General features: G+C 45.8%; 16 protein-coding genes. All 16 read left to right on the top strand.

The features are described 5' to 3' along the window. Positions 1-5: 5 nt before the first annotated feature. The 16 genes from V6W81_RS22855 to obgE all read left to right on the top strand — a co-directional run bounded on the left by V6W81_RS22855 (position 6) and on the right by obgE (position 12,772). Positions 6-248: a DUF4321 domain-containing protein gene (locus V6W81_RS22855; RefSeq protein ID WP_145049917.1), complete on the top strand. Its 243-nt coding sequence runs from the start codon at positions 6-8 to the stop codon at positions 246-248. Between the two features lie 92 nt (positions 249-340). Then, complete coding sequence (locus V6W81_RS22850) at positions 341-952, top strand: Maf family protein (RefSeq protein ID WP_338540470.1); 612 nt, start codon at positions 341-343, stop codon at positions 950-952. 35 nt (positions 953-987) lie between these two features. Continuing rightward, positions 988-1,677, top strand: coding sequence for a RadC family protein (radC, locus tag V6W81_RS22845; RefSeq protein WP_338540469.1), 690 nt, complete (start codon positions 988-990; stop codon positions 1,675-1,677). Positions 1,678-1,882: 205 nt separating this feature from the next. Continuing rightward, entirely contained in the window at positions 1,883-2,917 is a 1,035-nt protein-coding gene (locus tag V6W81_RS22840) for a rod shape-determining protein (protein ID WP_056697973.1), read from the top strand. Between the two features lie 186 nt (positions 2,918-3,103). After that, positions 3,104-3,976, top strand: a complete 873-nt coding sequence (gene mreC / locus V6W81_RS22835) for a rod shape-determining protein MreC (protein ID WP_145409200.1) — start codon at positions 3,104-3,106, stop codon at positions 3,974-3,976. Next, on the top strand, positions 3,976-4,509 hold the full coding sequence (gene mreD / locus V6W81_RS22830) for a rod shape-determining protein MreD (protein WP_056697967.1): 534 nt from the start codon (positions 3,976-3,978) through the stop codon (positions 4,507-4,509). The genes mreC and mreD overlap by 1 nt, the downstream gene beginning before the upstream one ends. A 73-nt stretch (positions 4,510-4,582) precedes the next feature. Continuing rightward, the gene (minC, locus tag V6W81_RS22825) at positions 4,583-5,245 is read left to right on the top strand and encodes a septum site-determining protein MinC (RefSeq protein WP_056697963.1); all 663 of its coding nucleotides are present in this window, start codon (positions 4,583-4,585) and stop codon (positions 5,243-5,245) included. Between the two features lie 3 nt (positions 5,246-5,248). Beyond that, entirely contained in the window at positions 5,249-6,043 is a 795-nt protein-coding gene (gene minD / locus V6W81_RS22820) for a septum site-determining protein MinD (RefSeq protein ID WP_056697960.1), read from the top strand. Positions 6,044-6,313: 270 nt separating this feature from the next. Continuing rightward, the gene (locus tag V6W81_RS22815; RefSeq protein ID WP_145049925.1) at positions 6,314-7,198 is read left to right on the top strand and encodes a M23 family metallopeptidase; all 885 of its coding nucleotides are present in this window, start codon (positions 6,314-6,316) and stop codon (positions 7,196-7,198) included. Then, positions 7,191-8,048, top strand: a complete 858-nt coding sequence (locus V6W81_RS22810; RefSeq protein ID WP_145049927.1) for a M50 family metallopeptidase — start codon at positions 7,191-7,193, stop codon at positions 8,046-8,048. The genes V6W81_RS22815 and V6W81_RS22810 overlap by 8 nt, the downstream gene beginning before the upstream one ends. 110 nt (positions 8,049-8,158) lie before the next feature. Next, positions 8,159-9,409 (top strand): Rne/Rng family ribonuclease, encoded by a 1,251-nt coding sequence (locus tag V6W81_RS22805; protein ID WP_145049929.1) that lies wholly within the window; start codon positions 8,159-8,161, stop codon positions 9,407-9,409. A 155-nt stretch (positions 9,410-9,564) separates the two neighbouring features. Then, a complete protein-coding gene (gene rplU, locus V6W81_RS22800) occupies positions 9,565-9,876 on the top strand; it encodes a 50S ribosomal protein L21 (RefSeq protein ID WP_056697947.1) in 312 nt (103 codons plus the stop codon). Positions 9,877-9,890: 14 nt separating this feature from the next. After that, positions 9,891-10,220, top strand: a complete 330-nt coding sequence (locus tag V6W81_RS22795) for a ribosomal-processing cysteine protease Prp (RefSeq protein WP_338540468.1) — start codon at positions 9,891-9,893, stop codon at positions 10,218-10,220. Between the two features lie 23 nt (positions 10,221-10,243). Beyond that, positions 10,244-10,555, top strand: a complete 312-nt coding sequence (gene rpmA, locus V6W81_RS22790) for a 50S ribosomal protein L27 (RefSeq protein WP_056697942.1) — start codon at positions 10,244-10,246, stop codon at positions 10,553-10,555. A 151-nt stretch (positions 10,556-10,706) separates the two neighbouring features. Then, positions 10,707-11,444 carry a Spo0B domain-containing protein gene (locus tag V6W81_RS22785; RefSeq protein WP_338540467.1) on the top strand — a complete coding sequence of 246 codons (738 nt, stop codon included), beginning with the start codon at positions 10,707-10,709 and terminating at the stop codon, positions 11,442-11,444. 17 nt (positions 11,445-11,461) lie between these two features. Next, the gene (gene obgE / locus V6W81_RS22780; RefSeq protein ID WP_145049935.1) at positions 11,462-12,772 is read left to right on the top strand and encodes a GTPase ObgE; all 1,311 of its coding nucleotides are present in this window, start codon (positions 11,462-11,464) and stop codon (positions 12,770-12,772) included. Positions 12,773-12,844 lie beyond the last annotated feature (72 nt).

Genomic DNA, 12,844 nt, shown 5'->3' with positions numbered 1-12,844 from the left:
AACCGATGAAAAAAAACTTCGGCATGTTAATATTGTTCCTATTGCTCGGCTGGTTAGCCGGAGCTTGGATCGCCAAGGCACTACAGCCCGTTAAGGCTGTAGCTTTTCTGACTAAAGCCACGACCATTCGTTGGTCGCCTCAGGCTGATCTAGATATTTTTAGTTATGACATTTCACTTCAATTTCAAATGAGCCTCCTAAGTCTGTGTGGGATTATATTTGCCGTATGGCTGTATCGCAGACTGTAGGAGAATGACGAATTATGACGAGAAAAATAGACAAACGACATCAATTTTTGTGATACGAGCAGATGTCGCTGTAGCATAAGGAGCCATTTATTGTGGAAAATGTACAACAGCGCCCTATAATTCTTGCCTCCACTTCGCCGCGGCGCAAAGAGCTGATCGCTTCACTTCACTTAGCTTTTGAAGTAATACCAAGCCATGCAGATGAAGACACACCCGCAGAATGGACGCCTGAACAGACGGTTCAGGAACTTGCGATGCGTAAAGCGCTCGCAGTCTTTCGGGATCTTAACGGTCGTGGATCGGACGCAGTCATTGTAGGTAGTGATACCATTGTGGTTCTGGATGGCGAAATTTTAGGGAAGCCCGTAGATGAGCAGGATGCTGAACGAATGTTGACCAAACTTCAGGGTCGTACACATCGTGTATTTACGGGGATAGCGTGTATTGATGCTGGTAATGGGCAATCTGTGGTGAATTACCGACAGACAGATGTGACCATGAAGGAATTGTCTGAAGAGACCATTCGTGGATATGTTCAGACTGGAGAACCGATGGACAAAGCAGGTTCATATGCTATTCAGGGTATTGGCGCTTCACTAGTAGACCGCATTGAAGGATGCTACTTTAATGTGGTAGGCTTGTCTTTACCTTTGCTAAGTGACATGTTAGATGGATTCGGAATCCATGTACTGCCAAGAGCATGAATCTTGAGGATTGACGATGTGAAAAGAGGGAACCTATGGAGTCGGCTCAGTATATGATGCGCGACATCCCCCAAGAAGAACGCCCGAGAGAACGCTTGATGGAATATGGGGCGGGCGCATTAAGCCATGCAGAACTGCTGGCTATTTTACTTCGAACAGGTACGAAGAATGAATCTGCAGTGCATCTGGCACAGCGGATTATAACTGACGCCGGTGGGATCCGTTCGTTGATGGATCAAAGTCTCGAAGAGCTGACCGCCATGAAGGGTATCGGCAAAGCGAAGGCTGTGCAATTAAAAGCGAGTATTGAGCTTGGACATCGCATTGCCAAGAGCAAGCTGACACAATCGTCATCCATCCGGACACCACGTGATGCGGCGGATATTCTGGTTGAACAAATGCGTTATTTGCAAAAGGAACATTTTGTGTGCCTTTTTTTGAATAGCAAAAATCATATTATTGCCCAGGAAACACTCTCCATGGGTAGCCTTAATGCTTCGATTGTCCATCCACGTGAAGTGTTTCGAGCTGCCATCAAATGTAGTAGCGCCTCTATTGTCTGTGCGCACAACCATCCTAGCGGTGATCCAACGCCAAGCCCGGAGGATATCCAAATCACCAAGAGACTGATTGAAGCCGGTAGCATCGTAGGTATAGACGTGCTAGATCACCTTATTATCGGAGATGGAACATACGTAAGTTTGAAGGAGAAGGGCTTAGTATAATATAATGGTTGGCGTTGATGTTTTCCTATGAATGATGACGGCGTTGTCCGTAGAAGATAGGTTCACTTTACTGATGCAACTAAACGATGGATACAACAAAAAAATGAATGCAAATATTAGCTCCGCGATTGCGGTATGAATGCAAATGAAACGCTCTAGCTCTCAAGCTGGGGCGGCTATATGAGGCAGAAAAGGAGATTACGTCATGTTTGGTGGTTTTACGAAAGATTTGGGGATTGATTTGGGGACAGCGAATACATTGGTTTATGTACGTGGAAAAGGAATTGTGGTGCGGGAACCTTCCGTAGTCGCTCTGCGCACAGATACTAAAAGCATTGAAGCCGTGGGTGAATCTGCTAAAAAAATGATTGGTCGTACGCCGGGGAACATCCGTGCCATTCGTCCGATGAAAGACGGCGTTATCGCTGATTTTGATACAACGGCAACGATGATTAAATATTTCATTCGTCAGGCACAAAAACAACGTTCGATGTTTCAACGTCATCCTAACGTAATGGTATGTGTACCTTCCGGCATTACAGCCGTTGAACAACGTGCTGTAGAAGACGCAACCAAGCAAGCTGGAGCTCGTGAAGCATACACTATTGAAGAGCCTTTTGCTGCTGCAATTGGTGCTGACCTTCCTGTATGGGAGCCGACGGGCAGCATGGTTGTAGATATTGGTGGCGGTACGACGGAAGTAGCGGTTATTTCACTCGGCGGGATTGTAACAAGCCGTTCAGTGCGTGTGGCAGGTGACGAGATGGATGAATCCGTTATTCAATACATTAAACGTCAATATAACCTGATGATTGGTGAGCGTACATCCGAACAATTGAAAATGGACATTGGATCAGCTATGCCGCTTGAGCAAGTGGAGACCATGGAAATTCGTGGTCGTGACTTGGTAACAGGTCTGCCCAAAACAATTACGATTACATCTGACGAAATCAGTGAAGCACTGGCAGATACGGTAAATGCGATCGTTGACGCAGTTAAAGTAACACTAGAGAAGTGTCCGCCTGAGCTTGCAGCGGATATCATGGATCGTGGAATCGTTCTGACGGGCGGAGGCGCTTTGCTGCGTAACTTGGACAAGTTGCTTGCAGGCGAGACAGGTATGCCGGTTATTGTGGCGGAGAACCCGCTTGATTGCGTGGCAATCGGGACAGGAAAAGCTCTTGAGAACATCCATTTATTCAAAAGCAGAAGCAGTTCAGCAGTTCGTTCTAAACGATAATTGTATTCGAATTGTCTCTTAAGGTAGTCGAAATCCTTAAGAGACAATAGCCAATGAAGAGGGTCGGTACAGCCGAAAGAGCTATTACCCGCTGCCCGGGGAGGCTTGTGAATATTCTCGACGGGACTATGATCTGACAGTCTCCCCACCGGGCATGGCTCGGAAGAGAATAATGGATGTTAGAGGGTGTTGGAACTGTTTAAGCTGCTGGGCAACAAAAGACTTTTTGTTTTGCTGGTGGGCCTTGTTACATTTATCGCGTTGATGGGCTTTACGCTCGGTCCGCGAACCGCTCTATCCTGGCCGGAGAAATTCCTGAAGGATTCAGTCGGATTTGTACAATACGTATTTTACAAGCCCGCTTCTTATGTAGCGGGCTTTTTCAAAGATGTAGCGAACATGCGTGCGGTATATTCAGAGAATGAAGAACTCCGGATTGCATTGGGTCACTACACCCGAGATCGATTGAAGTATAATGATATGGAGCAAGTGAACAAGCAATTACAAGAAGCACTTAATTTTACAGATGAACAGAAGAACCGGTATAACTACGGGTCACGTATTGCACAGGTTATTAGTGCCAATTCTGATCCTAACAGTAGAACGATTAACATCGACATTGGAGAAAATGCAGGCATCCAGCCTGGGATGGCGGTAACTTCACAGCAGGGGCTTGTTGGTGTAGTCAGTCATGTTAGCTCATACACTTCAACCGTTAATCTGTTGACTTCAATGGATGCGAATGATCCCAATTCGAATGCTATTGCGGCTACAGCCGTTGGCAAGGAGAAAGTGTTTGGTATGATCGAGAGTTATGATCCGAAGACAGGTATGCTGAAAATGACTAAGATCGCTGAAGATTCGAATATCAAAAAAGGCGACGAAATTATTTCTTCAGGTATCATTAATAACTTCCCGAAATACATGCGAATTGGCGAGGTCAAGAGTGTTGAGAAAAGTGAATTCGGTTTAACAAGCACCGCTACCATTGAGCCTTATGCCAGTTTTCTAGATTGGAAAGAGCTTATCGTAATCATTCCACCTGAGGTGAAGGAATAGTGGTTACGCGTAAGCAAGTCTTGATTCTGTTGTTGTTCGTGCTGTTCATTGCTGAGGGAACGATACTCCCCCTGCTGATTCCTGAGGCATGGCAGATGCGGATTTCTGCCAATCTGGTTTATATTGTGATTCTCTTTTTCGCTGTCTATCATCATCGACATACAGCGTTAGTGCTAGGTATACTGTTTGGGCTTCTCCATGATGTGGTATTCTATGGTGAAATGATCGGACCTTATGGCTTCTCCATGGGGCTGTCAGCTTATATGATCGGACTCATTTTTCAGGCTCCGCGTGCACCGCTGCCAATCATGGTTACGGTTGTCTTTTTAGGGAGTTTGCTCAATGACACGGTACTATTTTTCCTATACAAGCTTTTCCGTCTGAACCATGTGACATTTGATTGGGCGTTGTTTGAATATATGATTCCTAATTTATTTATTCATTTTGTGTTCACATTGATCATTTATGTTCCTTTGCGCAAGCAAATGGAGCAAATAACGAAGAGGCAGAAAAAGCCACAAGAAGCATCCTGAACCATTTGTGAGACCAGAAGCAGGAACTTGGGGGCTCCGGCACGAAATGTAATGAGATGGGAGGGACAGGCTTATGACGGTAAAATCGAATCACGTAACGATTAAAGGCATCCGAGACGGCTTGGTTTTCCTGTTGGACGATCAATGTGAATTCGAGGAATTGCTCTATGAGCTCCGCTATAAGCTGGAACACAGCCATCAAAATATTTTGACCGGGCCGATCGTTCATGTGGATATTAAGTTAGGCAGTCGTGAGGTCACGGAGAACCAGAAAGAGTCGATTCTGGATATATTGAAGCAAAAAGGTAATTTACTTATTCGTTCCATTGATTCGCCAGCCCTTAAACCAGAGGTTAAAGGGCCACCGCCGATTATGACGATGTGTGGTATGGTGCGTTCAGGTCAGGTGCTTCATCATGATGGAAATCTCTTGTTTCTTGGAGATATCAATCCGGGCGGCACGGTGACGTGTACCGGGGATATATATATAATGGGTTCACTCAGAGGTATGGCTCATGCAGGCATCAGTGGGGACGAAACTGCGATCATAGCGGCATCGGTCTTTGCACCGACTCAGCTTCGTATTGCAGATATTATCAGTCGTCCACCTGATGAATGGGAGAGTCGAGAGGCTGGGATGGAATTTGCTTATTTGCAGGACAATCAGATGCAGATCGACAAGATGAGCAATATCGTTCGGTTGCGCCGAGATTTTAATGTGTTTAAAGGAGTGTAGCTCATGGGAGAGGCAATCGTGATCACTTCGGGTAAGGGCGGCGTAGGTAAAACCACCACCTCAGCAAATATCGGGACTGCGCTGGCATTGCTCGGAAAAAAAGTTTGTCTAGTAGATACGGATATCGGTCTTCGAAATCTTGATGTCGTAATGGGACTCGAAAATCGGATCATTTATGATCTGTGTGATGTGGCAGATGGCCGCTGCCGTCTGAATCAAGCTTTAGTAAAAGATAAGCGTTTCGAAGAACTATATATGCTGCCTGCAGCACAAACGAGAGATAAGAACTCCGTATCACCAGAACAGGTGAAGGATATTATTTTGGAGCTAAAAAAAGATTTTGAGTACGTCATTATTGACTGTCCTGCAGGGATTGAGCAAGGATTCAAGAACGCAGTTGCAGGGGCAGACCAAGCGATTGTAGTAACTACACCTGAGAACGCTGCTGTGCGAGATGCAGATCGTGTGATCGGCTTGCTGGAAAGCTCACATATCCAATCTCCGAAGCTCGTTGTGAACCGTATCCGTAACAACATGGTGAAGTCGGGCGATATGCTCGATATTGACGGTATACTGCAGGTGCTTAACATTGATCTAATCGGCATTGTCCCTGATGACGAATTGGTTATTAAAGCGGCGAATTCTGGAGAGCCAACGGTTATGAATCCAGATTCGAATGCAGCGATTGCGTACCGCAATATTGCCCGTCGTATTTTGGGAGACACCGTTCCGTTGATGCAGTTAGAGCAGAAAAAGGGCGCGTTCACACGCTTCAAAAAATTCTTCGGTATGGGTTAATGACGACCCTATTATGAGATAGCTATTACATAAAGCCGGGCAATCAGCCCGGTTTTTTTGCGTTTTCTCCATCATAGAAAGTCTATAGAAACTTTTATAGAAAGGTCATCAGAACCGAATATGCAAAAGCAAGGAGCATGCTGCAGTAGTCTTACGCAATAACCTAGGGCTTGTTCATATTATGAGTGGAACCTTCATAGGATATAGTAAGAGAATTCTGATTCTTATCTAAGTGAATATCTTAAACAAGCCTCGGCGGGAGGATATGTTATGAATGCCAAACTCAGAATCAAGCAGAGAAGAGAAGAGCGCATCCGGCGTTTACTGAATGATGCAACGAGGGAGATTATTCAAGAGCGGGAAGTCAATTCTAGGACAGATTCGAATGCATGGAGGAAACAGCCGTCCGAGCCGGTTGCAGATCGTCAGAATGGGTTATTCAGTGCGAAGAATTTGGGGGCGGAGCAAGAGCGAGATCCGGAGACTTTATGGAAAAAAGAGAATGGATACTACGGATCAGATCATCCGGTTCGGTTTAATCTAGTGAAGTCGTTAGCACGTCGTATAGTCATTAGTGCTGTTATCTTCGGTGCGGTATGGGGATTGTTTCAGTTGAACAATGCATGGAGCGTCTCACCCAAAACAGTAATTACGGACGCACTTCATCGTGACATGGACTTTGCCTCCATGGCCGCTTGGTATAATCGGAACTTTGGTGGCCCACCCTCCTTTTTACCTGTGTTAGGACATACAACAGATGTTGTCAATGGATCAGGAATTCGTTCACTTATGGCAAAACCGATCTCGGGAACCATTGTGCAGCCTTTTGCCTTGAGCATGAAGGGTGTGGAAATCGTACCTGAAGCTGCTGGTGCAAGCCTTGTGCAAGTAGTCAGCTCTGATGCTGGGCGTGTACTTCAGGTTCTGGGGGACGCGGAAAGTGGCATAACGGTTGTGATTCAGCATACCGGCAATGTGACTGCGATATATGGGCGATTACACGAGAGTGAAGTTGAAGTGAATGACTGGGTGGAGGCAGGATCTCCAGTGGGGAGCCTAAAATCAAGCACTGATGGGCAACCCGCAACCTTATATTTTGCTGTTAAAGAGGGCGAACAATACGTAGATCCTGCAGAAGTGGTTGCCCTTGATTAGATTATGGGGTGTACGTGTTTCCATGCATCCATTCTTTGTCATCATCATGCTCGCTTCGCTAGTAACCGGTCATTTTATTGAGCTTATTACATTGTTTGCCATTGTGTTCATCCATGAGTGTGGACATGCAGCAGCAGCAGCTCTTCTGGGTTGCCGTGTTGTATCTATTCAGATGCTCCCTTTTGGCGGGGTAGCAGTAATTGAGGATGGTGGCAAACTTACGGCTTGGCGAGAGATTGCGATTGCGCTGGCTGGGCCCTTGCAGAACATATTCATGGTGGGCGTAGTATTGCTATTGCAATACATGCAGGTTGGGGATCCAATCTTTCTGTCCTACATTATCCAAGGGAATTTGCTTATTGCCTTATTCAACCTGCTGCCGATCCTGCCACTGGATGGTGGTAAAATTGTACAGGCACTTGTCAGTCTGATTGCTCCTTATTATACAACCCTCATGTGGACGTACAGAATAAGTATTCTCGTCAGTACAGGGGTTATTGTGTATGCTGTGGTGCGCTGGATTGCTGGCGATTACGGACTCCCATTAAATATTCTCTTAGTCGGGTTGTTTCTGTTCTACTCCAACGTTACAGATTATCGTAATATTCCTTATCGATTTATCCGCTTCTTAATGAATAGAGAAGGGGCTTTTGTTCATCATGCAGCTATGGGCAGTTTGGCACAGCCGATAATCTCATTTCCGGCGAAACCTTTGGACACCATTTTGCGTCTATTAAAGAGAGAGAGATACCATATGGTATATGTGATGAACCGACAGGGGCGTATTTTAGCTGTTTTGCCTGAGCAACGGATTATCAGTTCCTATTTCAAACAAAATGCTGATAAGTGATAAGTTGCTGGTGAACCTGCCCTTCATTGGGGTAATACATGTACATATGGGTATTGCAATGATATAGAAATGGATGTGGATGATGTGAATTGTCTTCTAGAGGTGAAGCCATGAAACAAATGATTGTACATAATGAACATAACCTCATGCAAATGGCGCTTCTGGAAGAAGGCAAAGCTGTGGAATTTACAGCAGAGCGTACACGAGAGCGAGGGCTGCTAGGCTCCTTTTTCAAAGGGCGTGTAGTCAACGTATTACCGGGTATGCAGGCTGCTTTTGTGGATATCGGTCAGAGAAAAAATGCTTTCTTATACGTTGATGACGTGTTGCATCCTCACTTGGAGAAGCAGCCTAAAGTGAAGCCTTCGATCTCAGAATTGCTTCGTCCGGGTCAGGATGTGATTGTTCAGGTTCTGAAGGAACCCGTGGGAAGTAAAGGAGCTCGGGTGACGACTCATTATTCACTGCCGGGTCGATGGCTTGTCTATATGCCGATGGCAGATTATATAGCCGTGTCTAAGAAGATCGCCCGTGAAGGGGATCGTTCACGCCTCAAAGCACTTGGTGATCAGCTCAAGAGGGATGAGGAAGGGCTTATTATCCGCACCGTATCTGCAGAGGAACAGCGTGAAGCGATTGAATCTGACCTTGAAACATTGCGTGAGCAGTGGCGTTTGATTCGTGAAAAAGCGAACAGTTTGCCTTCTCCAAGCTTGCTTCATCGGGATCAAAGTATGGTACAGCGGATTATCAGGGATGTATACACGCCAGGTAGTGATGTGGTGATTACAGATAGCGAGGAGCAAGCTCGTGAAGTGACAGCTCTGCTTGAGGAGATCAGTCCAGGACACCAGCCGCAAGTACAGGTGCACCGGGGGCCAGAACCGATATTTGCTGCTTATGGGGTGCAAGAGCAATTGAACAAGGATTTTGCTCGTAAGGTGTGGTTACCCGGAGGTGGGTATATTGTTATAGAGCACACAGAAGCGCTTACGGTGGTTGATGTAAACACAGGTAAATACACTGGAGCGGGTGGAGATAGTCTTGAGGAGACGGTGACGGAAACGAACATGCAGGCGGCGATTGAGATTGCGCGTCTCATGCGGTTAAGAGATATCGGTGGCATGATTATCGTAGATTTCATTGATATGACGGAAGCCTCGAATCGTCAAGAAGTATCCGCAGCACTGGAGAGTGAGCTCAAGAAAGATCGCACCAAAGCGTTTGTAATGGGCTGGACCAAATTGGGACTGTTGGAACTAACGCGTAAAAAGGTGCGTGAAGAGAGCACTCTACCTTATGTAGAGCTATGTTCGTCCTGTCATGGAACGGGGAAAAGATATATTTCACCTTTGCATTGATTTTTAATATATTGCGTGATATAATCAGCAGGTATGTGTTTAGCCTATTTGGTCTTGCACATGCTGTAACCGCACTGGCCGGGTACAAGAATGGTTCCGCAAGGAGCTGTCACCTGAGACCGGGCGAGTCTGAGACATGAGGAGGTGCAAGGCAAATGTACGCAATTATTGAAACAGGTGGTAAACAGTACAAAGTCCAAGAGGGCGATGTTCTGTTCATCGAGAAATTGACTGCGAACGATGGCGAAAGCGTAACGTTCGACCGTGTCCTGGCTGTATCTAACGATAAAGGTTTGACAGCAGGTACACCATTGGTTTCCGGAGCTACTGTAACGGCTAAAGTGGAGAAACATGGCAAAGGTCAAAAGGTTGTTGTATACAAATACAAACCGAAAAAGAACTACCATGTGAAGCAAGGTCACCGTCAACCGTACACTAAAGTAACTATCGAAAAAATCAAAGCGTAAGGTAGGTGCGATAAGTGATTATCGTTCAAATCTTTCGTAATGAGGATGGGAACATCGAACGCTTCTCAATCCAAGGGCATGCTAATTTTGCCAAGCGGGGAGAAGATATCGTATGTGCCGGGGTATCTGCTGTTACAGTAGGTACAGTTAACTCGATTGAGGCGTTGACTGGTATCGAGATGGATACCAAAATGAAGAATGGCTTTTTGAGTGGTTCTTTACCTTCGCTTTCAAAAGATGAAACTTTTTCTCAGGTACAATTGTTACTCGAATCCATGGTAGTTATGCTCACTAACATTGCAGAGTCATACGGTAAGTATATTAAGATAGAGCAATCCAAATAATTTAAGAAGGAGGAAAACCAATCATGTTGAAATTAAATCTTCAGTTGTTCGCATCGAAAAAAGGTGTAGGTTCCACGAAGAACGGACGTGACAGTAATGCACAACGCCTTGGCGTTAAGCGTGCTGACGGCCAAAAAGTAACTGGTGGTAGCATTCTCGTTCGCCAACGCGGAACGAAAATTCACCCAGGTACTAACGTGGGTATCGGTAAAGATGACACTTTGTTTGCGAAAGTTGACGGCGTTGTGAAATTCGAACGTTGGGGACGCGATCGTAAAAAAGTAAGCATCTATCCTGTAGACGTTGCTCCAGTAGCAGCTACAGTAGAAGCATAATATCGGCATTCCGCCTAAGGAGCCTTCGGCATTTTTGCCGGAGGCTTTTTGTATTTTAAGAGTAATCGCTAATGAACTGACATAAAAGACATGTTATACTTGGATACGGTGGGGTTAAACTAGCCGAGTTAGTGTAGAACGGGGAGAAGCCATGAAATCTTGGAAAAGAGTGCCGTGGATTGCGGCATGTTCGCTTCTGATTCCTTTGGTTTTCGTTATGCTGTATCCATCAGTCATTTCAGGTATTGTGTGTGCGTTGTGGTCCGTTGCAGTGCTGGTGGTTTCGCTCTATCTGATGAACAGACAAGCGGAGGCAGAACGCAGAACAATTGTACAATCTATGGAAAAAACAGCAATCGCATCATTAAATCATCATCGGCATGACTGGATGAACGATCTTCAGGTATTGTATGGATATCTTCGACTAGGCAAACTTGATAAATCAGTGCAATGTGTGGAAAGAATAAAGGAACGGGTTACTGAGGAAAGCCGAATTTCAAAATTAGGTATTCCTTCACTCGTGTTTTACCTGCAATCTTTCCGAGCTAGTGGAGTTGCATTGGAATTGCATGTTGAAGTTGAGGAAGAGTTGCAGCTTAATGCTCTGGTTTCTCCCGAGGATGGCGAGTCACTAACGGGGGCGATTGCGGATGCAATTCGAGCCTATCAATTTGGCGGCGGCCGGTCGTCTTGGGGAGAGGTTCGCAAACTGACCTTGAGCTTCGGACAGGATCATGGAGATGTGGTTGTCCGATTGGACGGGGATCAAGCACCCGATCCAGAAACGGTAAGGCATCTTGAAGCCGTACTTAAAGGAAAAAAAGTCAGGACGGAGCAACTTCCGTCTGAGGATACGTTTATACAATTCCGAATGCCGTGTGGAATATAGGAAGAAGGGGTTAACCAATGTTTGTAGATAAAGCGAAGATTTATGTGAAAGCCGGAGACGGGGGAGACGGAATTATTTCGTTCCGTCGTGAGAAATATGTACCAAACGGCGGACCTGCCGGGGGCGATGGAGGCAGAGGAGCTGACATCATTTTCCGCGTAGATGAAGGTTTGCGGACGTTGATGGATTTCCGTTACCAGCGACACTTCAAGGCTCCGCGTGGTGAAAAAGGCCGTAACAAAAGTCAACACGGTGCCAATGCGGAGAATATGATTGTTCGTATCCCGCCAGGAACAGTTATTGTTGATGAGGACAGCGGTGAAGTACTGGCCGATTTGACACGTCACGGTCAGCAGGTTGTTGTTGCCAAAGGCGGCCGAGGCGGACGCGGTAACATTCGTTTTGCCACACCAAATAACCCTGCACCTGAACTTGCTGAGAACGGTGAAGAAGGCGAAGAGCGATACATCGTGCTTGAACTCAAAGTAATGGCAGATGTAGGACTTGTGGGTTTCCCAAGTGTCGGCAAATCAACATTACTGTCTGTCGTTTCAGCAGCTAAACCAAAGATCGGGGCGTATCACTTTACAACTATTACACCTAATCTGGGTGTGGTTGGTGTGGGCGAAGGTCGTAGCTTCGTCATGGCAGATTTGCCAGGACTCATTGAAGGTGCGCATGAAGGGATCGGACTCGGACATGAGTTCCTACGCCATGTTGAGCGTACTCGTATCATCGTGCATGTGGTTGATATGTCTGGTTCAGAAGGACGCGATCCTTTTGAAGACTGGCAAAAAATCAACGATGAATTGAAACTATACAATTCTGCATTGGCGGAGAGACCACAGATTGTGGCAGCAAATAAAATGGATATGCCGGAATCTGCAGAGAATCTAGAAAAGTTCTTGCAACAGGTTCGTGAGATTCATCCGGATATTGAAGTTATGCCAATTTCGTCGCTTACTCGCCAAGGGATTCAAGAGCTGTTGTACCGTGCGGCTGATCTGTTAGATCAGATCCCGGATGAACCAGTTGTTGAAGAAGTAGCGGATATTTCGGAACGTAAAGTGTTTAGTTTGGACAAAAAAGAGGATGAAGGTTTCCGCATTGTGCGTGAGAATGATACCTTCATTGTTGAAAGTGCCAAAATTGAACGCATGATGAAACGTATGCAGCTGAACTCACATGAGGCAATCCTCAAACTTGCGCGTACATTGCGCTATATGGGTGTGGATGATGAGTTGCGTAAACGTGGTGCAGAAGAGGGTACCATTGTACGGATCGGCGACTTTGAATTTGAATTCGTTGAGAGTAGCAGTTACTACTAAGCGTCATTCATGTTGGATCGATGCATAATGTGATTTAAATAATTGCACAGAGCAGTGGGATAACAACCCGCA

Origin of the sequence: Paenibacillus tundrae, from assembly GCF_036884255.1 — a bacterium.
In the GTDB taxonomy this organism is placed as follows: Bacteria; Bacillota; Bacilli; order Paenibacillales; family Paenibacillaceae; genus Paenibacillus.
Note: the sequence above shows the minus strand (reverse complement) of the source record. Positions and strands in the feature narration are given on the sequence as shown.